24 protein-coding genes are annotated in these 24,864 nt (G+C 43.5%); 11 read left to right on the top strand and 13 right to left on the bottom strand.

Annotated elements, in window-relative coordinates; genetic code table 11:
- Positions 1–12: 12 nt before the first annotated feature.
- The gene (locus JOC33_RS15155; RefSeq protein ID WP_205093397.1) at positions 13–1,395 is read left to right on the top strand and encodes a hypothetical protein; all 1,383 of its coding nucleotides are present in this window, start codon (positions 13–15) and stop codon (positions 1,393–1,395) included.
- Positions 1,396–1,518: 123 nt separating this feature from the next.
- Here the strand turns inward: JOC33_RS15155 and JOC33_RS15150 are convergent, their stop codons facing one another.
- From JOC33_RS15150 to JOC33_RS15130, 5 genes are all read right to left on the bottom strand, one after another.
- Positions 1,519–2,820, bottom strand: a complete 1,302-nt coding sequence (locus tag JOC33_RS15150; RefSeq protein WP_205093396.1) for a glycosyltransferase family 2 protein — start codon at positions 2,818–2,820, stop codon at positions 1,519–1,521.
- Complete coding sequence (locus tag JOC33_RS15145; protein ID WP_205093395.1) at positions 2,817–3,578, bottom strand: hypothetical protein; 762 nt, start codon at positions 3,576–3,578, stop codon at positions 2,817–2,819. The genes JOC33_RS15150 and JOC33_RS15145 overlap by 4 nt, the downstream gene beginning before the upstream one ends.
- Before the next feature lie 161 nt (positions 3,579–3,739).
- On the bottom strand, positions 3,740–4,156 hold the full coding sequence (locus JOC33_RS15140) for a VOC family protein (RefSeq protein WP_205093394.1): 417 nt from the start codon (positions 4,154–4,156) through the stop codon (positions 3,740–3,742).
- Between the two features lie 216 nt (positions 4,157–4,372).
- Positions 4,373–4,516, bottom strand: a complete 144-nt coding sequence (locus JOC33_RS15135; protein WP_205093393.1) for a hypothetical protein — start codon at positions 4,514–4,516, stop codon at positions 4,373–4,375.
- Positions 4,513–5,781: a helix-turn-helix domain-containing protein gene (locus tag JOC33_RS15130; protein WP_205093392.1), complete on the bottom strand. Its 1,269-nt coding sequence runs from the start codon at positions 5,779–5,781 to the stop codon at positions 4,513–4,515. The genes JOC33_RS15135 and JOC33_RS15130 overlap by 4 nt, the downstream gene beginning before the upstream one ends.
- A 297-nt stretch (positions 5,782–6,078) precedes the next feature.
- Between JOC33_RS15130 and JOC33_RS15125 the strand changes: the two genes are divergently transcribed.
- Entirely contained in the window at positions 6,079–7,287 is a 1,209-nt protein-coding gene (locus JOC33_RS15125) for a S8 family peptidase (protein WP_205093391.1), read from the top strand.
- 102 nt (positions 7,288–7,389) lie between these two features.
- Here JOC33_RS15125 and JOC33_RS15120 read toward each other — a convergent pair whose 3' ends face one another.
- Positions 7,390–8,241, bottom strand: coding sequence for a YihY/virulence factor BrkB family protein (locus tag JOC33_RS15120; RefSeq protein WP_205093390.1), 852 nt, complete (start codon positions 8,239–8,241; stop codon positions 7,390–7,392).
- A gap of 158 nt (positions 8,242–8,399) precedes the next feature.
- On the opposite strand from JOC33_RS15120, the gene JOC33_RS15115 reads away from it, so the two are divergent.
- Genes JOC33_RS15115 through JOC33_RS15105 form a run of 3 tightly spaced genes read left to right on the top strand, consistent with a single transcriptional unit; the run spans position 8,400 to position 9,621 of the window.
- Positions 8,400–8,855, top strand: coding sequence for a DUF948 domain-containing protein (locus JOC33_RS15115; protein WP_205093389.1), 456 nt, complete (start codon positions 8,400–8,402; stop codon positions 8,853–8,855).
- Positions 8,856–8,872: 17 nt separating this feature from the next.
- Positions 8,873–9,322, top strand: a complete 450-nt coding sequence (locus JOC33_RS15110) for a DUF948 domain-containing protein (RefSeq protein ID WP_205093388.1) — start codon at positions 8,873–8,875, stop codon at positions 9,320–9,322.
- Complete coding sequence (locus tag JOC33_RS15105) at positions 9,319–9,621, top strand: hypothetical protein (RefSeq protein ID WP_205093387.1); 303 nt, start codon at positions 9,319–9,321, stop codon at positions 9,619–9,621. Before JOC33_RS15110 ends, JOC33_RS15105 begins: the two co-directional genes overlap by 4 nt.
- 235 nt (positions 9,622–9,856) lie before the next feature.
- Here the strand turns inward: JOC33_RS15105 and JOC33_RS15100 are convergent, their stop codons facing one another.
- Genes JOC33_RS15100 through JOC33_RS15090 form a run of 3 tightly spaced genes read right to left on the bottom strand, consistent with a single transcriptional unit; the run spans position 9,857 to position 13,852 of the window.
- Positions 9,857–11,527 (bottom strand): glycoside hydrolase family 13 protein, encoded by a 1,671-nt coding sequence (locus tag JOC33_RS15100; RefSeq protein WP_205093386.1) that lies wholly within the window; start codon positions 11,525–11,527, stop codon positions 9,857–9,859.
- Positions 11,528–11,545: 18 nt separating this feature from the next.
- On the bottom strand, positions 11,546–12,790 hold the full coding sequence (locus JOC33_RS15095; protein ID WP_205093385.1) for an MFS transporter: 1,245 nt from the start codon (positions 12,788–12,790) through the stop codon (positions 11,546–11,548).
- Positions 12,791–12,805: 15 nt separating this feature from the next.
- Positions 12,806–13,852, bottom strand: coding sequence for an ArsR/SmtB family transcription factor (locus JOC33_RS15090; protein ID WP_205093384.1), 1,047 nt, complete (start codon positions 13,850–13,852; stop codon positions 12,806–12,808).
- 131 nt (positions 13,853–13,983) lie between these two features.
- Here JOC33_RS15090 and JOC33_RS15085 point away from each other — a divergent pair, with 131 nt between their 5' ends.
- Both JOC33_RS15085 and JOC33_RS15080 read left to right on the top strand, forming a co-directional pair.
- Entirely contained in the window at positions 13,984–14,742 is a 759-nt protein-coding gene (locus JOC33_RS15085) for a hypothetical protein (RefSeq protein WP_205093383.1), read from the top strand.
- Between the two features lie 294 nt (positions 14,743–15,036).
- On the top strand, positions 15,037–16,098 hold the full coding sequence (locus JOC33_RS15080) for an NAD(P)/FAD-dependent oxidoreductase (RefSeq protein ID WP_205093382.1): 1,062 nt from the start codon (positions 15,037–15,039) through the stop codon (positions 16,096–16,098).
- Positions 16,099–16,351: 253 nt separating this feature from the next.
- Here JOC33_RS15080 and nadA read toward each other — a convergent pair whose 3' ends face one another.
- The 3 genes from nadA to nadB are packed head-to-tail and all read right to left on the bottom strand — an operon-like array spanning position 16,352 to position 19,843.
- The gene (nadA, locus tag JOC33_RS15075; RefSeq protein WP_205093381.1) at positions 16,352–17,458 is read right to left on the bottom strand and encodes a quinolinate synthase NadA; all 1,107 of its coding nucleotides are present in this window, start codon (positions 17,456–17,458) and stop codon (positions 16,352–16,354) included.
- Positions 17,455–18,309 carry a carboxylating nicotinate-nucleotide diphosphorylase gene (nadC, locus tag JOC33_RS15070; protein WP_205093380.1) on the bottom strand — a complete coding sequence of 285 codons (855 nt, stop codon included), beginning with the start codon at positions 18,307–18,309 and terminating at the stop codon, positions 17,455–17,457. The genes nadA and nadC overlap by 4 nt, the downstream gene beginning before the upstream one ends.
- Positions 18,278–19,843: an L-aspartate oxidase gene (gene nadB / locus JOC33_RS15065; RefSeq protein ID WP_205093379.1), complete on the bottom strand. Its 1,566-nt coding sequence runs from the start codon at positions 19,841–19,843 to the stop codon at positions 18,278–18,280. The genes nadC and nadB overlap by 32 nt, the downstream gene beginning before the upstream one ends.
- A gap of 105 nt (positions 19,844–19,948) precedes the next feature.
- Here nadB and JOC33_RS15060 point away from each other — a divergent pair, with 105 nt between their 5' ends.
- Positions 19,949–21,091 (top strand): IscS subfamily cysteine desulfurase, encoded by a 1,143-nt coding sequence (locus tag JOC33_RS15060; RefSeq protein WP_205093378.1) that lies wholly within the window; start codon positions 19,949–19,951, stop codon positions 21,089–21,091.
- Between the two features lie 69 nt (positions 21,092–21,160).
- Positions 21,161–22,126, top strand: coding sequence for a threonine/serine dehydratase family protein (locus JOC33_RS15055; RefSeq protein WP_205093377.1), 966 nt, complete (start codon positions 21,161–21,163; stop codon positions 22,124–22,126).
- Positions 22,127–22,182: 56 nt separating this feature from the next.
- Here the strand turns inward: JOC33_RS15055 and JOC33_RS15050 are convergent, their stop codons facing one another.
- Complete coding sequence (locus JOC33_RS15050) at positions 22,183–22,440, bottom strand: hypothetical protein (RefSeq protein WP_205093376.1); 258 nt, start codon at positions 22,438–22,440, stop codon at positions 22,183–22,185.
- A gap of 580 nt (positions 22,441–23,020) precedes the next feature.
- Here JOC33_RS15050 and JOC33_RS15045 point away from each other — a divergent pair.
- Both JOC33_RS15045 and JOC33_RS15040 read left to right on the top strand, forming a co-directional pair.
- Entirely contained in the window at positions 23,021–23,824 is an 804-nt protein-coding gene (locus tag JOC33_RS15045) for a sugar phosphate isomerase/epimerase family protein (RefSeq protein ID WP_205093375.1), read from the top strand.
- 20 nt (positions 23,825–23,844) lie between these two features.
- Entirely contained in the window at positions 23,845–24,852 is a 1,008-nt protein-coding gene (locus JOC33_RS15040; protein ID WP_205093374.1) for a Gfo/Idh/MocA family protein, read from the top strand.
- Positions 24,853–24,864 lie beyond the last annotated feature (12 nt).

Here is a 24,864-nt window from a genome sequence, read left to right as displayed (position 1 = left end):
AGGAGGGATAGTGTGGAATCAATCATCCTGTCTTTGAAAGATAACAAAAAAACCATACCTTTGAAGGTGGAAAGGATGGCTGTCTACCTGCAAAGCCAAATACTCGAGGCTTATGACTCAACTAACAACCCCTATTTTGCCATTTATTACAAGGACCGTTTTCTGACGGTCGTCCAGCCTGACAGTAATCATTCAGGACCCTATATCGAGAAAGCTTTTAGGCATGGCATCATCTTTGAATCTCCCCACCCTTTAATCTTTTCTATAGCTTCTGTTAACCAGCCCATCAAAAAACCAGGCATAAATAAGCTGCTCCATTCGTTAAATAATTATTATTCCGCCCAAGAATCCGTAATGATAGCTACATTTTTTGAATCCTATGTACCAGACGAGACATTAACGAAACATATACAAAGCCTATATTACGAGGACCGTCGTGGAGGGAAATTATTTTCCTGTTACCGAATAATCCGGGTTCTTGAAGATTTTGAACCACTCAAAGAATGGACCAGTGGATTGATAAATGAGATGGAATTACAAAAATACCAGGAGAAGTATGAAAAGCTTGATACGGATTTAGCAGCAAAAGATCCTCTTTATTATGAGAAAGCACTGTTTTCGAGCAAAAGGTACGATCGATTAGCAGAGTTGATAAATCAGCAAGAGAGGTGGATCGACTATACTGCATTGTCCATTGACGCATTGATTACCGACCCTTCTGAAGAAAAGTATGCATCTCTCATCACTTACCTGAACAACCATTTCAATGAAAACGAAATAAGCCGCTTCCTTGAAGGGCTTTATCAGCACCTTCCTGCCTTTACTCCTCTCCATGCAGACCTGATACACCACTATTTAAACAATGAACAAATCGAGAAGCTTCTTTTACTGATTGGAGAACAAAATGTGAAACTCACGAAGAAGCAGAGCGATCAGCTGACTAGATTGTTAGACAAAGTCGATGTTAAATCAGCTGCCATCCATAGCGATATGCTGAACAGCTTACTCGTATCACTCTTTCCTTCCCATCCAGTTAAGGCTTCCAGTTTACTGCATCAAGCTGTTACATTACTAATGAAAGAGCATGACCTGGAATACGTAACCCATTGGCTTCAGCCGCTTGCTGCGATACCTCAGGCCCAGCCAATCATCAAAAAAGTGAATACTATCCAAACATTAATTGAGGACCCTGATCGTCAGCTTCTCCTCGGAGAGATGTATTATCAATTCCAATATCTCGATGGCGCAATTGATTGCTTCAGCTGGGAAATGGAGCTGAAAAAGAATGACCCCGTTCCTGTCCAGTGGCTTGCAAAAATTTATAATGAAAAAGGAATGCCGGAAGAAGCAAAAGCCTATCAGCAGTTATATGTAACTCTGGCCTCTAAAAAATGAGAAATAAAAAAAAATCCTAAAGTAGAAAGATGACCCGAACCATTTGTGCACACGTGGTTCGGGTCTTTCTTTGAATAAGATTTTTTTGTCCCATCATTCCTGTAATTTCTTACAAGAGGAACGCTAAATTTTTTGCTTAAAGCGTGATGTTTTATCCCACCCGATTATCTGCTGATTCTTTTTGGCTTTTAAATAGAGCCATAGACTTCGTACGAACAAATAAGAAAACATCTGGGCATAGGTGAAATACATGATGAAACTGACAGCTATATTACCACTCGTGAAAGATCGTTCAGCAGCCTGGGCACTCATTAATTGCGCCGTATAGATGATGTAGGAAACATACCAGATAAATAATAACGGGACGGAATAAGAGACATAAAAAACACCCAGCACACCTAAGATAAACCATAAGGACGATAGGATGAGAAAGATCCAAAAGACCACATATACCATCAGCTGATGAATGGAGTGTATCTTCAATTTCCCACGGAAGTAGCCGGGGACGCGTAATGTTTGTTCAACGATATACAGATTCCCCTGAAGCCACCTTGTCCGCTGCTTAATATAGACTGGCAGGGTTTCCGGTTCCTGCTCCCATGTTACAGAGTGAGGTACAATCGGTAAGTAGAAACCTTGTCTCGTGATGCGGAGCGTTAACTCTGCGTCTTCCGCAATGGCATATGGGTCGTACCCCCCCAATTCCTCCATCACTGACCGTTTTACCAGCATGTTCGTTCCTGTCAGAGAACCTGTTCGAAATAATTGCCAGCGACCGGACTGCATTAACAGTTGGAATACCTGGAATTCGATTGAAATCATCCTTGTCAGGAGATTCTTTTTTTCATTTAAAGTTTTTACATAGCCCACAGCTCCTGCAGCATTTTCAGATTCCATAGCCGTTTCGACCAATAGCCTGAGAGCCTGTGGTTCTGGCTGATTATCGGCATCATACACACAAAACAATTCTCCATTTGATATGGACAACCCATGGTTCAGCACCCTGGATTTTCCTTTTGGTTCCCCTCGGGGGACCTGGATATGATGAAGATGCCTGTAGGTTCGTACATACTGCTCCACAATATCCGCTGTCCCGTCGGTGGAATTGTCATTCAGCACATATATGTTCAGTTCACCAGGATACTCGAGCCCCACCATGGCATTTAAAGTATCCTCAATTACTACAGCCTCATTATGGGCCGGGATAAGTATATCCACACGGGGATAGTGTTTAAGAGTCTTACTTCCTGTCTTTTTGGAACGATAATATAATCCCGCTACTGCAAGTAACGAGTAATAGAACAATAAGCTTACAAATAATCCAGTGGTAAATAAGAAAATGGTATCCACAGTCAACCATCCTATAACAGATAAAACGGCGAGCCCTGTAAAGGCGAACAGGATTACTATAAAAGCCTTTTTCATAAATGTATCCCCTTCTTGGCCTGATCATCTGGTTTCCCTATTTCTTCAGTCACCCAGTTCATCAAGGAAATCGCCTCATCCGTAAAGCTTTCTTTCAGTTTCCTGATGATTCGATCGTTCACCAACTGTAAACCTTCTTCATTCGTGTTTTGAAGCAGGTACATGGCTGTCTCGTTATCGTATTTTCCTACCAGATCATAATGCTTGCGAATAGAATCATAAATGGCGGTCGCTATTTTGGCAAAGCTTGTCGGTTTGACCCTTTCCGGCAGCTCCCCAAACTCCACCGATACCATATATCCCTTTTCCTGTCTTCTTTTCATTGTGTTGATGATAATCTCACTCTGCTTTTCGAATTCCCTTCTGGACAGTGCCTTTGTACCAGACACGTATTCTTCCAATTCCGTTATACGGCGTTTTAGTGACTTGTTTGCTTCTGTTAAAGAACGAATACTGCTTGCTAATATGTACACAGACCAAAAATGCAGCATCAGAAGGGCGTGAACACCAATCCAAGTCAGTTGATTACCTGATGACCACCCCCACCAGAAAGCAATTCCCAAGAAGGTAAGAGAGGAAAGTATCGTAAAGGCAATCATTATAAGGAAAGTGACTTGATTTCTCAGTAAAAGAAAGAAGAAAACAGGTATTACGGAAACAATAAATATGTACTTATGGAGGGTCGGATGTAAAAAATGAATAAGTGCAAGAAAACTGGTTAACCAGAAGAAAAAAGATAATGTAATTCTAGCAGTCATGGAAGCGCCTCCTTATAACTCAATATAACCTGTCACTTTTTTCATAGATCGGAACATTTCTTCCAAAGCCGAGAATACGGCAAGTTCAGATTCTTATAAAAAAGAACCACGCAACAACTGTGTTCACGTGGCTCTTTCCTATTAAACGTGAAAAAAACTCGCTATTCTGCAGATATTGTGTAATTAAAATCCCAGGTGACACCGAACGGATCTTTTACTTTGGCATACTTAGCTCCCCAAAAAGTATCCTGCAGTTCCATCAAGACAGTCCCTCTTTCACGGAATCTGTCATAAAGCTTTTTGATCTCTTCCTCACTCTCAAACTCCAATACCAGTGAGACATTATCCCCAACCTGAACTTTCTGATCCGGAAAGCTGTCCGATGCCATCAAAAACAGCTCACCTTTTTTAAACTGGGCGTGCATGATGCGGTCTTCTGCTTCAGGAGGAGTAGGATAATCGGCATTACCGAAAGTCTCCATTGCAAGGATTTCACCATCAAAGGCGTCCCTGTAAAATTCAAGAGCTTCTTTCGCTTTTCCATCAAACATCAGGTAAGGTGTAGCCTGGTATTTCATCAACAACACTCCTTTTTCTAGCAATCAATTCATTATTCTACAGGATTCGCTAAAATACCTGCATCGGTTAAAAAGCTTCCACGAATCGAAGGATTGCCAAACCCCTTCCCTCTTCCCCGGGAGAACCAGATTCTGGTTCTCCCGGGGAAGAGGGAAAATAGAAAAACGGGGCTGCCTCCTTCTTGGGAAGAGTTTTGCCCCGTCCGCTTCTAAGTATTAATATTCCGGATGGTCTTCATCGGAATAATTTGGCTGGTCTGCTGCACCAAGCTTCTGTACATCATCCAGCCCTTGCATGCTATAAATTGCGGAACTGCTTACGAATAAAAGCAGCATTAATTTCAACAAACCTTTTTTCATCCTGAATCACCTCCTTGCATTAATATCAATTTATAATAATGATTGGCTTTCTTGTAATGAAAGTTTTCCTCCAGGTACAGAGCTGCTTTCTCTGCATATTTCTTGACGTCCTTACGATTGTTGACTCTTAAAAAGTGGGGGATTGCGGTCTCTTTGATATACGTGTAATAAGCATTTTTATCCCCTTCCAGTTCTAACTTTTTCAACTGGAACGGAATGTTCAACTCGTTGTCATTCACCCGGCTATCCAGTAATGCTTTTTCCACCCAGTCCATTGCCGCCTGGATTTCGCCAGCCTTCTGATGGGTTTCTACGATTTGCAGTACGGTTCGGTAATAGTTTTCCGTCCCTTGCTCCTTATTCTCCAAACTTTGATGGAAATAGTTCAGGGCAAGGCTGGTTTCTCCTTTCTCAGCATATAAGTAGCCTAGATTATGACAGACTTTTCCGGTAATAAAGGAATTTTGAATGGATCCGGCAACCTCCAGAATATCTGTGAACACTCTTTCAGCTTTTTCATAGCGTTTAATCCGTAAATAATTGATTCCCACGATCACTTGGCAATCAAGACTTCGGTAAATATTCATGGACTGGTCGTAGTGGCTTTTGGCGGTCTGAGAATAATAGATGGCGAGTGAGGCATTGTTCAAATGGCTGTAGGTCAGTGCGAGATGATAGAAAAGTTCGGGATCGACCAGGTTATGAGCAGCTGCAAGCTTTTCTGCCACGTGCAGATCAGTTGTCCCCTGGTCATATTTTTTATTAAGACAATGGACAAGCCCGGAAAAATAGTGGAAGTAAAAAGATTGATAGTCATCAAGCTTGTCTTGGATATTATGTAGTTTGGCGTGCAATCTTTTCGCTGATTGGAAGTTTTTCCAATAAACAAAATAACGAATTGAAACTAAATCAGACCAGATGGAAAGATCCGGAGAAAAACTTTCGGAAAGCGCTTTCAAACGTTTGTAATATCTTTTCATGTCCAACTCATTTTTGCTGGTTATATTTTTATACAACCGCTCCATATTTTCCAGACATTCGGCTACAATGGATTCCTGTTCATAGTAAGTGAGATCGAGTTTATTCAGTAGCAATTCAACGGTTTCTTGATTAGGATCACTGATACGATGATTTTCCAATTTACTCAAATAAGTGATTGAGCAAACGCCACGGGAAAGTTGTTCCTGGGTTAATCCTTGTTTTACTCTTTCCAGATAAATAAGCTTGCCGTAATCTACTTTCTTATATTTATCTGCCAGTAACACGTCAGCCCCTCCAATTCCTGATGAGCACATCTCTCTTTTTAAGAAGATTAAAAAGTCATTACCCTAATTTTACCTTAATCCTTTATCTAATAAATCAGAAAGTGTACTTATGTTCTATGACTTTTTTAGGTACATATACCCAAATCTATCATTCGACTTATTTTACCGGTTGCGCAAATTCTTTCGAAAAATGCGGATAAGACCATTATTTTGGCCGGTTTTTCTCAACAGAAATCAGCAGGATTCAACAGCCTCCACCATGAATTTCTAAGTAACCCCAAAAAAGGAGGATGTTGAATGAAGTTTAAGAAGATTGCTAGTTTGTCGTTGTCACTCGCATTGTCATTGGCCGTTTTCCCAGCAGTAAGTGAAGCAGCTGTACAGGCTGACCTCCCTGAATCAGATGCTTCGCCCGCTAAGAAAACAGAAAAAAATGCCGCGGAATATGTAAAAGGTGAGGTCATTGTCAAGTTCAAGGAAAGTGCCAATCGCTCCGAACAAAACAAAGTACTTAATTCTATCAGTGCAAAAATGGTTCCTGATAAGGACCCAGTCGACTCTTCTTTTAAAGTACTTAAAGTTGGAAACGTAGAGGCAGTCGCTAAAGCGCTGAGTAATAACCCAAATGTAGAATATGCGGAACCAAACTATACGTTTGAAGTGAATTGGGTTCCGAACGATACTTACTATAGCGGTTATCAGTATGGACCGCAGCTTACGAATACAGAGCAGGCATGGGATATCACCCGTGGAAGCAGCAGCCAGGAAATCGCAGTCATCGACTCTGGTGTGGACTATACGCACCCTGACTTAGATGGTAAGACTATCAGAGGTTATGATTTTGTAGATGACGATTACTATCCAATGGATGAAAATGGCCATGGTACGCATGTTGCTGGTACTGCTGCGGCTGAGACGAATAACTCTGCAGGTGTTGCCGGCATGGCACCAAACACCAGGGTGCTTGCTGTCCGTGCCCTTAATGCAAGCGGAAGCGGCTCCTTAGCTGACATTGCTGATGCGATCGTCTACGCTGCCAACCAGGATGCAGAAGTCATCAACCTTTCCCTCGGATGTAACTGTGATACAGCTACACTTGAAAACGCAGTAAACTATGCGTGGAACCAAGGATCTGTTGTCATTGCCGCTGCCGGGAATGATGGTGTATCCACTACATTTGAACCTGCTTCCTATAGCAACGTCATCGCTGTTGCTGCTGTCGACCGCTATGACCAATTAGCTTCCTTCTCCAATTACGGTACATGGGTGGATGTTGCCGCACCAGGCGTAGACATCGCCTCTACAGTACCTGACGGGGGATACGCTTACATGTCCGGAACATCCATGGCATCTCCGCACGTAGCCGGTCTTGCCGGATTACTTGCTGCCCAAGGCAAGAGCAACTGGCAAATCCGCCAGGACATTGAACAAACTGCTGACGCGATCAGTGGTACTGGCTATTACTTCGAACATGGCCGCATCAATTCCTATGCAGCCGTAAGATAACTCACTATATAAAAATTTAGCTGCCGAGAAAATTCTCGGCAGCTTTTTTTGTATATATCTGGTTGTCCCGGGGTGGAAATATCTGGTTGTCCCGGGGAGAGGTCATGATTCTTGGGCTTTTTTGTCTTCAAAATACTTTTCATTCAACTTTCTTCTGTGCTGCACCACATTGACCTCTGCGCCAAGCACCAGAATCAGTCCGGTCAGGAAAAACCACAGCATCAGGATTATAATACCGCCTAAACTTCCATAAGTAGCTGAGTAATTAGCGAAATTACTGACATAAAAAGAAAACGCCCACGAAATCAGCAGCCAGAGCACTGTAGCAGTTATGGCTCCAGGTATAATATGACCAAACGGCAGTTTCTTGTTAGGCGCGACTCTATACAAGACAGTTAATAAACCGATCATCACTATAAGACTGACAATCCATCGTAACAAGTGCAAAAGTATCATAATTTCCATCGGCAGATTCAATGCTGAATCTAAGAAAGACAGGATAGCTTTTCCAAAGACGGGAAGAACCAGAGCTACAACAAAAGCAATAATCATTCCTATCGTCAAAATGATAGACAATAACCTGGCTACAATGAAGGACCTAGTCTCTTCAACCTCATAGGCATGATTAGACGCTTTCATAAAGGCATTCATACCATTGGAAGCTGCCCAAAGAGTACCGATGATACCGATACTCAACAACCCACCTTTCGGCTGGCTCACCAAACTGATAATATTCTCCTTGAAAATTTCTGCAGTCTGGCCCGGGATGTTATTACTGATAAAACGGACAGCCCGGTCCGGATCGATACTCAGATAGGGAATGATGGAAAGTAACAAAATCATCAACGGTACAATTGCCAATAGATAATAATAGGCTTGTGCAGCAGCCAATATTGGCACATCATCTTTTTGGAACTCATGTATTACTTCTTTAATATAATTTTTTAATTTCATAGTCAGCCTCCCTGATCTTTATCAGTGTGTGTAATTTCCTTACCCACAATAAATGGGATTATAACCTTGTTTTGCTGAAACAAAGCAAACTGATCAATGGAATTATCCGTTTTAACATGGTAAAAATGGGTAAAGAACCTAAAGAGGAGGTGAAGCAGATGGATCTTGTATATATCGGTACATTTCTGGCTGCACTGGCATTTGCATTTATCGTCATTTTCATTGTCATTACTCTCCATAAAGTTACCAATACGATTGAAAGTCTGGATACCACGATGGATGAAATGGAAAGACAAATGAATGGTATTACGACGGAGTCAGAAGAGCTTATTAAAAAAACTCATGCCATCACCGATGACCTTCACCATAAAATTGATTCAACCGACAGCCTGTTCGACTCTCTGCATGATGTAGGGAAATCAGTAGTAAACCTGAACCATGTTTTGAGCGGGGCTGCAGATAACTTTTCCTATCATACATCCCATCGAAAGGATGATATTCTGAAATTCATACATTGGGGTGAAGCGGCAGCGGGTGTCTATGCCACATGGAAAATGGCCGGTATTACCGGCCAGATGGAAGCCCATAACCAAAGGAAAAGCGAAAATTTTTAAGGAAATGAGGGATTAGAATGGATTTAGTAGGAATCGGGGTACTGATCATCGGAATTGCATTCATCATTCTGGCAATTTTCCTTGCAAAGGTGCTCGTAAACCTGTCAAAAGTTTTAAGCGGGGTCAATAAAACGGTACAGAAGCTGCCAGATCAATTGGATGATGTCATGAAGGAAACAGGGCAGCTGTTGAACAAAAGTAACGATACCCTTGCAGACGTAAATGAAAAAATCAGGACTCTCAGCCCACTGTTTTACATTGTCGGGGATATTGGGGAATCCTCAAGAAAGCTTTCTTCCTCGCTGGTTGATGTCACCATGTCCTGGAAAAAAACCACCTCAGAAGGAAAAGAAACAGCGCATCGTCAGGACCTTGGCGGGTTATACGGCGCTGTAGCTTTAGGCTATTATTTCACACAAAAGCGTAAAGCACTGAAGGATATGACACAGGAAAGATTGTCATCATGAAGAAAGACAAACAACCGCCCGCAAATAAAAAAAAATGGGCGATGCTCGGGTCCATTTTCCTTGCTTCTTTTTTCAGTGGATCCATGATCGCTCCGAAGAAAAAAGTGGAGAACCCTCGTAAGGTCGGTAACAATCCGAACTTACTTGCAAACGCCAAGGCGAGATACAAGGTAAAGCGTGAAAAGCTTTACCATACAGGGCATAAGCGTTATGAAGATGTTACATCGGTTCGTGAACAAATCCGGCTGAATGCCCAAAGCCATGCCGCGAATGAAGCAGCAGCCACTAAGGAAAAATAGTAAAGAAAGCGCTAGCGCTTTTCTCACCCGGACGAGCTTAAGACAAGCCTCGCCAAGACTGCTGAGAAACTAAAGGTTTAGAAAAGATATGAATTAAAAAACGGTCTGTATGGAGTTCTCTATCCATCCAGACCGTTTTTTCTTTCCGCGAAGATGATCACCTTTTGGCAATCGTCAACTGTTGAAGTTAATAATAACCTACAGACACATTGCACATTTGCCGGCCTACTACTTGTTATCGCTGTAATTTGTAAACTCTGGCCTCATATGGACGCAGAGTCAGCTTGCTTATATTTTCATCTGTATCCACGCAGTCATTACTCAATATCAATTCAGCGGATGGCTTAGTCAGATGCTGTGGAAGTTCAAAACTGGCTTCTTCGGCAAACAGATTTGTGATGATAAGGAAAGCTTCCTTATCGAGCGTTCTTGTGTAAGCATAAATTTTATCATGATTTTCCAATAGTAGTTCATATTCGCCGTAAATAAGTGCCGAATAAGACTTTCGCAGCTCTATCAATTTTTTATAAAAGTGATAAATAGAGCCTTCTTCAGACATTTCTTTTTCTACATTAATAGTCTTATAGTCAGGGTTGATTTTCAGCCATGGTTTCCCGTCCGTAAATCCTGCATTCTCCCTTGCATCCCACTGCATCGGCGTCCGGGAATTGTCTCTTCCTGTCTTCCAGATGACCTCCATTACTTCCTGATTAGACTGCCCTTCAGCCCGCTTTTCTTCATACATGTTCCGGATGGCTACATCGTCGTAATCTTCAATGGATGGAAATTGCACATTGGTCATGCCGATCTCCTGTCCTTGATAGATAAACGGCGTTCCTTCCATGAAAAAATACATGACAGCCAGGCATTTGGCCGATTTTTCCCAGAACTCTTTATCATTTCCCCACGTAGAAACAGATCTTGGCTGGTCATGATTCTCAAGGAAAAGTGCATTCCAGCCTCTGCCATGAAGGCCTTTCTGCCATTTTGTCAGAGTTTTTTTCAGCCCATGGATATCAAGCCCTTTAGAGGTGTCCTTGCCCCAGAGATCGAGGTGCTCGAATTGAAAAATCATATTGAATTTTCCCTCTTCTTCCCCGACCCACTCATCCGCCTGCTCGACACTGACACCATTCGCTTCGCCTACGGTCATGATGTCATAATGATCAAAGGTTTCCGTTTTCAGTTCCTTAAGAAAATCATGAATTCCTTCACGGTTCATATGTCCTTTGAAGGAAGGAGCATATTTTTTCTTGTCAGGATTGGGTACATCAGGGAAACCAGCAACTTTTTTAATATGGGAAATAGCATCGATCCGGAAGCCGTCAATCCCTTTATCCAGCCACCAATTGACCATTTGGTATAAATCTTTTCTTACGTTCGGATTTTCCCAATTCAAATCAGGCTGCCGCCGGGAAAAAACATGCATGTAATATTCCTCTGTCTTTTCATCATACTCCCAGGCAGAACCGCCGAAAATCGATTCCCAGTTGTTCGGTTCCCCGCCATTTTTCCCAGGATGCCAAATATAATAACCCCGGTATGGGTTACCCCTCGAAGACCTGGACTCAATGAACCACGGGTGCTCGTCAGAAGTATGATTAATGACAAGGTCCATGATCAGCCTCATTCCACGCTTATGTACTTCCTCAAGAAGCTCATCAAAGTCCTCCATAGTTCCGAATTCTTCGGCTATACCTTTATAATCACTGATATCATACCCATTATCGTCATTTGGTGAGGTGTAGATCGGGCAGATCCAGATTACATCAATCCCCAGCTCCTTTAAATAGTCGAGCTTTGATATCACACCCTGGATATCACCAATTCCATCCCCATTCGAATCCATGAAACTTCTTGGATAAATCTGATAAGCTACAGCTTCTTTCCACCATTTTTTATTCATAATGCGCCTCCTTGTTGATTATGATACCGATTCTTCTCTGTTCCGGCAATTTTGATCAATTGCAGGATGAAGATACAGAAAAGAGGCTATCGTTGCGATACTGCCGCCAATCAATATAGTAGAAGATGTACCAATCTGCTCAGCTATTAATCCTGCCCCCAGTGCTGCTGCAGGCATGAGTAACCAGGTCATAAACTGGCTTGTTGCCTGGACCCGTCCTAGCATGTGTTTCGGGGTCAATGTCTGCCTCAATGTCGCAATACAAGGGTTCAGCATCGCTGCTGCAGTTGTACCGATTAAATTGTAGAAGACTAAGAATAAAAATGTTTCCGAGATACTGAACAAAATAATGGAACCCCCACCACAGACAGATGCGGTAAACATTATTTTCCGATAAGAAAAAGTTCTGCTGAGTCTATTAGTGACTAAAGCTCCTCCTATTGCGCCTGCTCCCCCTAAGGATAAAAGTATTCCAATTTGTGCTGTACTCATCGCGATCGTATCTTTTAAATGGAAAATCATTAATGTAAGAAAAAGCGTCAGACCGAATACCCGTGCAAGGAGGGCTACATTCGTAAACAGTATTGCCTTCGTCTGGTAAACGAATTGAAATCCCAGTTTTATATCTTTCAAAAACGCTTTATGTTCCTTAGTGGAATGCAATGGTACGACCGAAATAGTTTTTACGAGGACTCCTGCAAGGCAAAAACTGACAGCGTTAATGATAAGAGCATATCCGGGATGATAAAAGCTGAGAAGCAATCCGCCAAGTCCAGGTGCCACTAATATTGCCGTGTTAAAAAAGCCTGTATTTAACGCATTTACCCATTGCAGATCCTTCTTTCTCACCAGGCTTGGAACGGAAGCAAATTGAGAAGTGTTGTATACCTGGCTCAGCATGCCAATCATCAAGGCTCCACTATATAAATGCCATAGCTCAAGTATTCCTGAAATATGACTCAGCCCCATTACACCAAGCAATAATCCCCTTCCGAAATCGCACAGGAGCATCAATTTCTTTCTGTCAAATCTGTCAGCTAATACTCCTGTCAACGGCTGGAACAGGATAGGAAGCCTTTCAAGTGCTGCAACAATACCCATACTTACTGGCGATCCAGTCAAAGCTAAGACAATCAAAGGCAAGGCGATCAGGTAGATCTGGTCACCTAAAAAAGAGATGAGGTTTCCCCCAATCAACCGGAAAGCAGGATAATTTCTTCGGAAAGTCGGTATTTGTTTCTGCTTCTTTTTAGCTTGTTCCATACGCTTCCCGCTCCCTTACATTCCTTCCAGGTATATATCAAGTTCTTGAGCCATGGATGTAAGCGCATGCTGTTTTACCCGGTAAATAGATTTTTCATTTACAACCAGCCTGGCTGATTTAAGCATTTTCAAATGGTGATGTACGGTAGTTTTACCCATGCCTAATTCGTTTGTTAAACCTTGCAAGGTGTGATCCTTTTTGCAAAGGAGCTTAAGGATTCGCAGACGTACTTCATCACCAAGCGCTTTATGTTTCTGAACAAGGAGCATATCAGGGATATCTCTCCTGTCAGGGTGAAGACTATCATTGGAAACAGGATAATAAAAGACCTTTGTTCCCTCGATATCTGCCTCCACGTTCCAGGGCCGGTAAATGATGTGGGGAATTAGGATTACTTGATAAACACCTGGCTCCGGCGGATATTGAATCCCCCCTGTCGCCCATTCAACAAATGCCTGGCTGGACATTTTTTCTGCCATTCTCCCCTTTATCATGTGATCTCGATCGAGGATATCAGAAATTCTTTCCTCCTCCGGTCTGATTACCGAATCATACCAGGAAGCCATAATTGTAATCAGGTGCTGCTTTAATTCATGGATATCAGCCTTGCTTATAAAAGAAATGTACTCGGGAAAAAAAGGATTTTCCTTTGTTATTTTTTGCAAGGCTAAGACTGCTTCCCCTTCCCCATTTGCTGCTCTTTGCCTTGTTTGCTGGTGATTGTCACCGAGAAATGGAATGCAAATGAACCTCAGTTTTTCTTCCGATAAATTTTCAATATAAGAAAGGTACTCATCCAGACTCTTAAAATTACGCTCGTGCAAAAGCTGCAGTAATGCCTTCCAGGTGTTCCTCTCTCGGACATATTCTAGCTCTTTTCTCGTTTCAGCAGATAAAGACTGTTTAATCCCCTTCCAATACTCCTTCTCTTTTTCCAGACTCTTGAGGAGAGCTGTATTAGTGATCGCAGCTATTCCAAGTGCACATTCCCACAATAATGAGTATTCCAATTCCACTTTGTATGTTTCCCGCGGCCTGCTGGTTGCTGAAAATATTTCCATTCCTATCACCTCACAATAATTCTATAATAATTGAATTATATATTCAATATTTTTAGAATTAAAAGGTTCTGGCTTTTATGGAGTAGGAATGCTAACTTGAAAGCATAGATAAAGATGGAGGTTAGTGATGGATGAAAGCACCGGATCAGATTCTTGCCACGTGGAGGAAGTTCGATGATTTTCCGATGGAGACATTGACCAAGCTTTGGTTCTTCCATCAGTCGACACAGCAAAAACAGCGCAGTGTGGCACTGATGAAAGAACACAGGGAAACCTATGGAATCACAGGAAATTGCTTTGACCTTGCTTTATGGCTGTTGGACGAGTTTAAACAAGATGGTATAGAAGCTTATCCTATCGGAAGCAATCTTGACTCCTCTCACGTCCACGTAGCTGTGATTGCGCTGGACATCTATGGAAACAGATTCCTTTGTGACTTAGGCGACCAATGGCTTGAACCAATTTTGATTGAACCCTCTCATCCTGGTTTTATAAAAGAACCACATAGCGGTTTTTTTCCAGCAGCGGACGTTCAGATTACAACTGATGATTTATCGATTGAGGTTAATTATCATCGGCCGAATGGGAAAAAGTCGCAACAGTTCTACGAAACGAAACCAATTGAAATAGATTACTTTTTAAAGGTGGCAGAGGGCTCTCAGCAAAATATTCATCCCATCCCTTTGCTTGAATGCCGTATTCCATATAAAAATGAAATGGCTCACTGGGAATTTGACGACTGGAAAAGTGTTCTCAGTACAACAAGCGGGTTAATCAATGACCCTCCGATTAACACCATCGATGAATGGGTGGCCAGGATTGGCAGCAAGACCCGGTATAAGGAAGAATTTTTAAGAGAAGTGCTGTTGTTATATCAGGCCTTAAGGTAAATTCAACAAACGTTTAAACAACTAATTTCTCTCCTGATTCGACACCACTCATACGCTGTTATGAACTTCCTTACGCATTTCTGTATTTATAATGGAAAATAGTTTCAGAATATAGATGCAGGGAACATTTTTAAATAAGGAAAAAGAACGTTTAGAAATACTATCATAGTCTAGTTTTTCGTATTATTTTTTGGTAATCTGTAAAGTGGACTAATATTCGAAAGCGCTTAAGCGAATATGCAGATATATCAACGCTTCATTCCTATATAAAACGTTATGTAAGGGGTTTATTTAATGAGAAAATTAGTCATCTTGGGCGGCGGCTATGGCGGACTGAAAATTCTATTGGAACTGCTGGACAAAGAGCTGCCTAAAGACGTCCACGTTACTATTGTTGACCGCAATCCATACCATTCTTTGAAAACAGAGTTTTATGCGATCGCTGCAGGCACGGAAGCAGATACAAATGCCCGCATTTCTTTTCCGGAACACGATCAGGTCGATTACGTTTTTGGAGAAATCGAAACAATTGATACCGAAAAACAGCAGATTCATGTGAATGAGACTGTTGAGCCTGTAAACTACGACTTTCTCGTCATAGCGCTTGGCTGTGAAGATAATTATCATGGAATTCCAGGAGCAAATGATTTCACTGAAAGTGTGCAGTCTTTCTCCCGGGCTAGACGTGCTGGCCTAGCAGTTGGAAACTTGAAGGCTTATGGAAAAGTTTCTGTCGTCGGGGCAGGTCTCAGTGGGATCGAAGTAGCTTCAGAAATACGGGAAAGCAGACCAGACTTAAACATCCGACTGCTTGACCGCGGGGAAACCGTGCTCAGGGCGTTCGATACCAAAATTCAGGAGTACGTAGAAGAATGGTTTGAAAAAAATGATGTAGAAGTCATTCACGGCGCCAACGTTGAGTATGTCGAGAAAGACGGTGTCTGTAATAATGGCATTTGCTACGTCAACGATGTCACCATCTGGACTGCAGGCGTCAGACCTAATCATCTCGCACGCGAGCTGCCATACGAAAAAGATTCCCAGGAAAAAGTCGTTGTGAATGAGCTCTATCAAGTTCCGGAAGCACCACACGTTTATGTGGTCGGCGATTGTGCATCATCTGTTCACTCCCCAAGCGCCCAGCTCGCCGGGCAGCAAGGAGAGCAGATTGCAGATATTCTGGATGCTGTCTTAAAAGGAAAAGAACCAGAAGAGCCGAAAGAACTGAAGCTGAAAGGCTCCCTTGGCTCCTTAGGAAAATCCGACGGCTTTGGCAACATGCTGCAAAAACCGGTTACCGGACTATTACCACGCCTGGCAAAATCTGGCGTATTATGGCTCCACAAACGCCACTAACAACTAAAGCGGAAGCGCCTTGCTCACCCCCGACCAGCTTAAGTCAAGCCTCGGCGTGACGTTCTGTGTCACAGAGAGGATTGACTTAAGACCTCGAGGGGGTAGGCGCTGCAGCTGGATGAGACAAAAGCGGAAGCGCCTTGCTTAACCCCTAATTAAAAGAAAAGCCAGCCTATTTGAAATGTCCATTGTCTGGGTTACATTTCATTTCGGGCTGGTTTTTCTGTCTTTTTTACTCAAACCATGTTCGTTATCAGGCTCTGGACAGCATCCGATCCAGTGCTTTTTTGGCATCCTCTGCTATTTCCGGTGTCACTTCAATCAAGTTGTGCGGTTCCCCTGCTTCGATGGCTTCCAGACACCACGTGAGGTGCGGCAGGTCTATCCGATTCATCGTCAGGCACGGGCACATATTCGGATTCAGGGAGATGATATGTTTGTCTGTATGTTCGCTGATGATCCGTTTGACAAGATTCATTTCCGTTCCGATTGCCCATGAGCTTCCGGCAGGGGCTTTTTCGATAGTATTAATGATGAAATTGGTTGATCCGGCTTCATCAGATAAAGCGACTACCTCCCTACGGCATTCAGGGTGAACGATGATTTTCATATCTGGATATTGTTCTCGAACCTGGTGGACGTTAGCTACTGTGAAATTCTCGTGAACAGAGCAATGGCCTTTCCACAAAATCACTTTGACGTCTTCGAGTGCACAATCATAGACTAGTTCTTCTTTAATTGGATCCCATACTGCCATATGCTCGAGCGGGATACCAAGGTTATATGCTGTATTTCTTCCCAGGTGCTGGTCAGGCAAAAAGAGGATCCGCTCTTTTTGCGTGAAAGCCCAGGTTACCATTTTTTCCGCATTGGAGGAGGTTACCGTGGCACCATCGTGCTTTCCGACAAATGCTTTGATGGCTGCGGTTGAGTTTACGTAGGTCAGTGGCAGGATTGTATCATGAAAGAGATCCATCAACTTTTTCCATGCCTTTTCTGTCTGTGTTAGATTAGCCATGTCAGCCATCGAACAGCCGGCACGCATATCAGGCAAGTAAACCTTCTGATCCTGATGCGTCAAAATATCAGCAGTTTCCGCCATGAAATGGACGCCGCAAAAGATAATCGCTTCTGCTTCCTTATTTTCAGCAGATAACTGGGCAAGCTTCAGCGAATCTCCTCTGGCATCAGCGAACTGAATGACTTCATCTTTTTGATAATGATGGCCAGGCAGGAACAGTCTGTTTCCCATCCGTGTCTTCACGTTACGGACACGCTCTTCCAGCTCCTCCATACTCATCTGCCTATACTTTTCCGGGAGTGTCGGTACTTTCTTTTCCAAAGCTTCCAATATGTTCATTTTGCAGCAGTCCTTTCTAAGCTTGGTACTTTCACACTGATATCAAGCGCTTTGACAGAATGGGTCAGGCATCCCATGGATACGTAGTCCACCCCGGAGCCCCCATATAATTCCAGCTGATCAAGCTCAATGCCGCCTGATGCCTCTGTTGTTATAGATTCCGGGACGAGCTCTACGAATTTGGCTATTTCTTCCGGTGTACGATTATCAAACATAATGCAGTCCACTTTTGCTTCCACAGCTTCAAGCACCTGCTCCTGGGTTTCGGTCTCCACTTCGATTTTCACCATATGCCCGAGCTCTGTCCGCAATCTTTTAACTGCCGCCGTGATGGAACCTGCAAAGGCGATATGATTATCCTTCAGCATCACAGCATCGTACAGCCCGTTCCGATGATTGAATCCACCTCCGGTACGGACGGCATATTTCTCCAGCATACGAAGACCAGGGGTCGTCTTTCGTGTGTCACAGATTCTCGTATGGGAACTGTTCAGATTCCGCACAGCCTGCTGAGTCAGCGTAGCGATTCCGCTCATCCGCTGCAACAGGTTAAGGATAACTCGCTCTCCTTTCAGTAAAGCGGCCATATCTCCCCTGACACGTGCAATCAGATCCCCGGCAGCCAGCCTGTCGCCGTCTTTCAGGAATAAATTAATCTCAATCGCTTCATTGAGCAGCTTATAACCCTCCTGAATCACCGCTGTCCCGCAAAGTACACCATCCTGCTTTGCCAGGAACTGGATTTCTCCAGGTGTGCCTGGATCAAACAATAGATCACTCGTTACATCCCGCTCCCCGATGTCCTCTATAAAAAACTCTTCAAGTGAGCGCCGGAGCATTAACCGATTCATACATTTCACCCTGCTTTCTATATTTTTGAAAATGAATATGCTTATGCCGCCATTCTTCTCTTTCAAAAGGGAGGTCTTTCCGGTAATGTCCGCCGCGGCTTTCTTCCCTTTTGATTGCTGCATCTGTAATCAGCCTTGCCGTTACCAGCATAAACACTACTTCTGTCTCTTCTTTGGATAGAGAATCCAGGTTATCTGGAAAGGCAAAGGAATCCAGCCATTTTTTCTGCGTGAGTAAATCTGCTTTAGAACGCATGATACCGACCCGCTCCATCATGGACTCTTTGATTTCTATTGCCTGAGGCAGTTTCAGTTCTGCCTCCCTATTCTTTAAAGAAACAATAACTTCACTGCAGGCACGAACGACTGGCTGACTGTTGATATGGGCGGCAAGCCGCTTTCCATAGACAAGTGCTTCCAGCAGCGAATTGCTCGCCAGTCTGTTCGCTCCGTGAACCCCTGTGCAGGCGACTTCCCCTACAGCATACAGTCCCTTCACATTCGTTCTTCCATGAGCGTCAGTCTTTACCCCGCCCATTAAAAAGTGACAGCCCGGTACCACAGGGATTTTCCCTTTCTCCAATGAAACGCCATATCTGCTACAAAGGCGGGCGACAGTGGGAAATCGTTCACCGAAATGACGGACAGGACGAATATCCAAAAATACATCTTCTCCCTGTTTGATATTTTCATAGATTGTCTGGGAAACGACGTGCCGTGGTGCTAAATCCTTCAATGGGTGTACACCTTCCATGATCGGTACTCCATCCTTCGTCACAAGAATGGCTCCCTCCCCCCTGACTGCTTCAGAAACGAGACCTTTTGCCGATTCTCCAGCCTGAAGCAAAGTCGGATGGAATTGGACAAACTCCATATCAACAAGTTCCGCTCCCGCTTGATAAGCAAGCGCGAGTCCGTCACCTGTCACCGTTTCCGCATTGGATGTGGAAGCAAAAACCTGACCGCATCCACCTGTTGCAAGAACAATATGAGGGGCTGTATAGGTGTTAACATACCCGGCTTTGTCTTTACTTCTCACTCCCATGCAGCTTCCTTGTTCACAAGTGAGCAAGGAATACACAAATTCATTCTCCTTAACAGTAATATTCGATCCAACATTCTTAAGCAGACTTTCCACAATGCGTTTCCCAGTCTGGTCGCCACCACCGTGGACGATGCGATTTTTATGATGGGATCCTTCACGTCCAAGAGAGATCATGCCATTTTCTCTTTTATCAAAGCGACAGCCATCCCCCAGTAACTCTCCAATAATTTCAGGTGCTTCCCTTGTCATTTGAATGACCGCTTCATGGTCATTAATGAACCGCCCCGCTTCCAAGGTGTCCAAGTAATGATCATATGAGCTGTCATCAGATCCTATCGCTGCAGCCACTCCTCCTTGAGCTTTAGAGGAATTACTCGTTTTTATACTTGACTTTGTGAGAACCATCACATTCAATTCCGTACGTAAATTCTTTAGCAGCTGTAACGCACCGATACCAGTTCCGACTACAATTACGTCTACACGCTTCATCAGGTCACCTCTGATTTTTTACATGTGTCTTGACACTTATATTTACACAGAATTACAATTATGACAAGTGATTTTTCCTTGATGGCAAAAAAAAGGGGTGGAGAAATGAAATATTTTGACTACGCGGCAACATGTCCCATTGATGATGCAGCTTTAAAGATTTATAACGAAGCTGCCAGAGCTTATTTCGGCAACACAAGCAGCATGCATGACACCGGGACGAAGGCAGGAAATTTATTGGAGCATTGCCGGCAGACTCTCGCCGATCTGTCAGGGGTTGATTCAGAGGGGATCTTTTTTACGAGCGGAGGAACAGAAAGCAATGGAATTGCCCTTTATGCCCTCGCCCACGCAGGAAAAGGAAAGCACATCATCACTTCTCAGGCGGAACATTCCTCCATTCACAACATTCTTGAAAAATTATCAGGGGAAGGTTTTGAGATTACGAAGCTCCCCCTTAACAAACAGGGAACAGTTGATATAGAAACGCTGAAAGCTGAAATTCGCCCGGACACAGGATTGGTTTCCATCCAATATATAAACGCGGAAATCGGAACCATTCAGCCTGTGGAAAAGATTGGTGCTCTCTGTGAAAAATCAGGAATTTTTTTTCACAGCGATTGTGTGCAAGCCTTAGGTAAAAGCGACTTAAAACAGGTATCCGGATTCATGGACAGCTTTTCTGTATCGAGCCATAAGGTGTACGGGCCAAAAGGTGTCGGAGCAGTCTATATAAGACCTGGAATCTCTTATTCTCCTTTTTACCCGAATGGCACCCACGAAAGCGGTGTCCGTCCAGGTACGGTGAATGTAGCGGGAATAGCGGCATTCACCACTGCTGCGACAGACTGTATCGATAGCATACAAATACAGGCTGCACACATCCGGAAATTAAAGGAAACTTTTATTAAAACGCTGGAACCCATATGGGATAAACTTACATTGGTCGGAACCCCTCTGGAGGAATCTCCTATCCTGGGAATTTGCCTGGCAGGTATCGAGGGGCAATGGACGATGCTGGAAGCCAATCGTCGTGGATATGCCATCTCGACAGGGAGCGCTTGCTCCATCAATGAGCAGGCACCTGCAAAAACCTTACTTGCCATGGGATATTCAGAAGAAGCTGCCAAAACATTCATACGCATATCCTTTGGTAAACAGAATACAATTTCTGATGCAGAGGGTGTTGCAGCCTGCCTGGCTGATATTGTGGCATTCCGCCATCATAATACGACCGAGAAAGTCTGAAAATTGATTATACCTTTCTGCTTCTCTAGAATGAAATTTATACGGAAAAACCTAGAAAGGTGATGAAGCATGATCCATATTGCCGATATCATACAGGCTCGGGAAACGATTGAAAACACCATCCATACAACACCCATCCTTCAGTCCGACCAGTTATCCAGACTATGTAACAACGATGTTTTTCTAAAAGCCGAACACTTACAGAAAACAGGATCTTTCAAAATTCGTGGAGCCACCAATAAGGTTACAGAGGCAGTAAGGGCAGGGGCAGAGTCGGTTACTGCTGCTTCTTCCGGTAACCACGGCCAGGCAGTTGCATATATTGCTGATAGTCTTGGTGTCCCTGCGACGATTGTAGTACCAGAGGATGCCACTCCCTGCAAAGTCGATGCCATCCGGGCTTACAAGGGTAAAATCGAAACCTGCGGCACAACGTCTGCAGAACGGATACCACAGGCAAAGATGCTTGCTGAAAAAACTTCAGGCGTCTATATCCCTCCTTATGATGACCCGTACACGATGGCAGGTCAGGGAACGGTGGGTATGGAAATAATGGAACAAATAGAGGATGTTGATGCCGTAGTAGTCCCTGTTGGAGGTGGCGGCCTTTTATCCGGTATCCTGACAGCCATTAAGGAAACACAACCACGTATCAAGGTTTATGGTGTGGAACCGGAAACTGCCAATGACACTTTCCTATCGCTTAAGAACGGTAAAATAACCACTATACCTCCTACTCAGACAATTGCGGATGGCCTGAGAGCTTCCCAGCCAGGAGATTTGACCTTCCCGGTTTTACAGAAATACCTGGACGACCTTTTCCTGGTTTCGGAAAAAGAAATCAAGCTTGCATTCAGCTTTGTCATGGAAAGGATGAAGCAGCTGATTGAGCCTTCCAGCGCTGTCGCCGTTGCTGCCATCATGAATAATAAGCTGCCATTTGAAGGAAAGAAGATGGCTGTGGTTATCTCAGGTGGAAATGTTGATATCCGGAAAATCGGAGAAATGACGGTGGATACTGTTGATTTATGCTGATCATACCAGGAGCCCGGCTCAAAGTAAGCCGGGCTCCTGGTAATCTGCCTATATCATTATTGAGCTTTCAAATCTTCAAAGGCATCTGTAAATTTAGCTACATTTTCGTAAGTGAATTCGAAGGCCATCTTTATTTCGCCATAGCCTGGTTGGTATACATACCCCTGCACCTCATAACTTCCTTTATTCTCTCTAACTTTAGTGAGGTGGAAGTATCTCTGGATATATTGACCCATCTCTTCCAGTTTCTTGTTTCTTACCTTGATCCATTGCTCCCTCAGCTCATCAGTCGGAAAGTCAGATTCCTTTAACATATATACACTCCTTTGAGATAGTTACAATCCACAAGCCCAAACGGCATCTGCCGCTTGGAAATCACTTGTTTCCTATAAAATCTCCCATCCTGAATTCTTTCTATCTTTATAAAATTATATCACAGGACAGTTCAAGATATGAAGGTTTTCCGCGTTCATATTCCTATGATATGTTCCCTGCATCCGGGAAATAAAACATATTGGAAAACACATTTGGTGAATCATATTCATATTACCATAACCAGGCGGAAACGGCTGCTGAATTTCACAAAATCATTATCACCATTCACAAAGATCATAGACTTCCAGTGCCCATAAGAAGCCGCTGAAAAGATCCTTTATAATCGAAGGAAACTGTTAAAGCTTGCTGTTGATTCTCATGAGTCGCTTACCGCGGGCACGGCCACTCGTTCATCGTGGAATCAACCATGATAACCGTATAACGTTATAAGCTTCCTCTATAATTTTTTGACTATTCAAACATTAATTGGTAAAGTTGAGGGTGTAATCCACATAAACCCATAAATATTATTTTGATTCGTGTGGATATTTTTTAAACTTATTAGAGGTGATTATGAAAATGCAGACTGCCTTTCATACGGCTAACTTTTTTGCCCGGGCATCGAACTACCAGACTTCTATCGACGATTGGGGAGCCGCAGAACGACGTATCATCGAAAACTTCAGTCTTATGGAATTCAGAAGGATTTGTGAGGACATATATCAGGCAGGATTCAAAAACATAGAGCTGTGGATGGGGCATGCCTTTCCAAAACACATGACATCCTACTGGGCCGATGAACTGAAAGATATCTTAAAAGAACATGACTTAACAGCAATCAGTTATTCCTGCTCGTTAGGAGATCCCATCCATTTCCCCCATTGGACCAGGTTATGTTTCGAGACTAGCAAAATGCTGGGAATCGATCTGATAACCAGCGGCATATCGAAAGAGGCAGCTCCTTATGTGTATGAGCTTTGCAAGGAATTTGATATCCGAGTGGCCGTTGAAAACCATCCAGAAAAACACCCCGATGAAATTCGCCAGATCATTGGCGAATATGGAGATTACATTGGAGCAGGTGTGGACACCGGATGGTTCGGGACTCAAGGGTTCCCGGCTGAGGAAGCATTGTCCTATCTGAAGAACCACCTTTTCCACGTCCATTTGAAAGACGTAGACGCCTCTGGCAGGCATTATACAGTGGAGCCGGGGAAAGGGATTGTTGACATAGAAGCGTGTATCTCTGTCCTAAAAGATATCGGCTATTCCGGCTTCCTATCTATTGAAAATGAAGCGGCCGACCGCAATCCATTAAAGGAATGTGAGAACGGAAGAATATTAGCGGAGAATTTACTTAGCAGCCATACCCACTCATCATAATAAAAAGGAGCGTGAATAGCATGGTGCGTGTTGCTGTAGTCGGCGCCGGCTGGCATGGTCAGGGTCATATCAATACCATCACCCAAATTGACCAGATAGAATTAGTCGGTGTCTGTGACTTAAATGAAAACCATTTGACCAAAGTACTAAAAAAATTCAATGTCCCAGTCTACAAGAATTATGTGGAAATGCTCGAAGCAACAAAACCGGAAGGAGTCATCCTTGTCACCCCTCCAGAAGTCAGGCTGGAGCTTGTAAGGGAAGCTGCCGAACGTGGCATCCATTGTTTTATTGAAAAACCTCCGGCCCGCACGTTGGAGGAAGCTCAAAAAGTAACAGAAGTCATTAATAAAACGGGGATCATCAATAGTGTCGGGTTTATGTACCGCTATAGTAAAGCTGCCGAAAAATGCCGGGAACTGTTAGCTGGCAGATCCATAACCAATGTACAAAGCACCATGCTGGACGGAATTGCCTTGAGGGAAAATTGGCCAAAATGGTTTTTCAACAAAGGTATTTCCGGCGGTCCGATATTTGACCAGACGATCCATATCTTCGACTTATCCCGTTACCTGCTCGGCGAAGTAGAAATGGTCTGCGGATTTCAAGGGAATAAACACATACAGAAAAGCCATGATTTTACTATCGAGGACAGCTTCAGCCTTGCCTTGAATTATAAGAACGGCCCACTCCAGACGCATACCCATTCATGGGTCTACTCGGGCTTTGTATGCCAGTTTACGTTTGTTTCAAGCGACATGCACCTTACACTGGATCTGGCGGAAGGCAGTGTGAGAGGACATATCGATGGGGATAGCATTTCCTACGTAGAAGAAGACGAACTGTATAAACAAGAGCTTGAAGCATTTTCCAAAGCCATACAAGAAAAGAGTCAGGAACCTATCCGCTCCAGCTACCAGGATAGCGTCGAATCCCTGTCTATTTCTCTTGCCATGCTAGAAGCATTGGAAACGAATAAAATCGTCAACGTTGGGGATAATAAAGAACAGGTTATACATATCCCATAAAAAAATTCCCCG

It is taken from the genome of Thalassobacillus pellis (assembly GCF_016908295.1).
GTDB lineage: Bacteria > Bacillota > Bacilli > Bacillales > Halobacillaceae > Thalassobacillus > Thalassobacillus pellis.
Note: the sequence above shows the minus strand (reverse complement) of the source record. Positions and strands in the feature narration are given on the sequence as shown.

Coding starts and splice junctions, on each gene's coding strand:
- JOC33_RS15150 (WP_205093396.1), bottom strand. CDS start 2,820: ATGAAAAAGGCTTTTATAGTAATCCTGTTCGCCTTTACAGGGCTCGCC.
- JOC33_RS15145 (WP_205093395.1), bottom strand. CDS start 3,578: ATGACTGCTAGAATTACATTATCTTTTTTCTTCTGGTTAACCAGTTTT.
- JOC33_RS15140 (WP_205093394.1), bottom strand. CDS start 4,156: ATGAAATACCAGGCTACACCTTACCTGATGTTTGATGGAAAAGCGAAA.
- JOC33_RS15135 (WP_205093393.1), bottom strand. CDS start 4,516: ATGAAAAAAGGTTTGTTGAAATTAATGCTGCTTTTATTCGTAAGCAGT.
- JOC33_RS15125 (WP_205093391.1), top strand. CDS start 6,079: ATGAAGTTTAAGAAGATTGCTAGTTTGTCGTTGTCACTCGCATTGTCA.
- JOC33_RS15120 (WP_205093390.1), bottom strand. CDS start 8,241: ATGAAATTAAAAAATTATATTAAAGAAGTAATACATGAGTTCCAAAAA.
- JOC33_RS15115 (WP_205093389.1), top strand. CDS start 8,400: ATGGATCTTGTATATATCGGTACATTTCTGGCTGCACTGGCATTTGCA.
- JOC33_RS15110 (WP_205093388.1), top strand. CDS start 8,873: ATGGATTTAGTAGGAATCGGGGTACTGATCATCGGAATTGCATTCATC.
- JOC33_RS15105 (WP_205093387.1), top strand. CDS start 9,319: ATGAAGAAAGACAAACAACCGCCCGCAAATAAAAAAAAATGGGCGATG.
- JOC33_RS15100 (WP_205093386.1), bottom strand. CDS start 11,527: ATGAATAAAAAATGGTGGAAAGAAGCTGTAGCTTATCAGATTTATCCA.
- JOC33_RS15095 (WP_205093385.1), bottom strand. CDS start 12,790: ATGGAACAAGCTAAAAAGAAGCAGAAACAAATACCGACTTTCCGAAGA.
- JOC33_RS15090 (WP_205093384.1), bottom strand. CDS start 13,852: ATGGAAATATTTTCAGCAACCAGCAGGCCGCGGGAAACATACAAAGTG.
- JOC33_RS15085 (WP_205093383.1), top strand. CDS start 13,984: ATGAAAGCACCGGATCAGATTCTTGCCACGTGGAGGAAGTTCGATGAT.
- JOC33_RS15080 (WP_205093382.1), top strand. CDS start 15,037: ATGAGAAAATTAGTCATCTTGGGCGGCGGCTATGGCGGACTGAAAATT.
- nadA (WP_205093381.1), bottom strand. CDS start 17,458: ATGAACATATTGGAAGCTTTGGAAAAGAAAGTACCGACACTCCCGGAA.
- nadC (WP_205093380.1), bottom strand. CDS start 18,309: ATGAATCGGTTAATGCTCCGGCGCTCACTTGAAGAGTTTTTTATAGAG.
- nadB (WP_205093379.1), bottom strand. CDS start 19,843: ATGAAGCGTGTAGACGTAATTGTAGTCGGAACTGGTATCGGTGCGTTA.
- JOC33_RS15060 (WP_205093378.1), top strand. CDS start 19,949: ATGAAATATTTTGACTACGCGGCAACATGTCCCATTGATGATGCAGCT.
- JOC33_RS15055 (WP_205093377.1), top strand. CDS start 21,161: ATGATCCATATTGCCGATATCATACAGGCTCGGGAAACGATTGAAAAC.
- JOC33_RS15050 (WP_205093376.1), bottom strand. CDS start 22,440: ATGTTAAAGGAATCTGACTTTCCGACTGATGAGCTGAGGGAGCAATGG.
- JOC33_RS15045 (WP_205093375.1), top strand. CDS start 23,021: ATGCAGACTGCCTTTCATACGGCTAACTTTTTTGCCCGGGCATCGAAC.
- JOC33_RS15040 (WP_205093374.1), top strand. CDS start 23,845: ATGGTGCGTGTTGCTGTAGTCGGCGCCGGCTGGCATGGTCAGGGTCAT.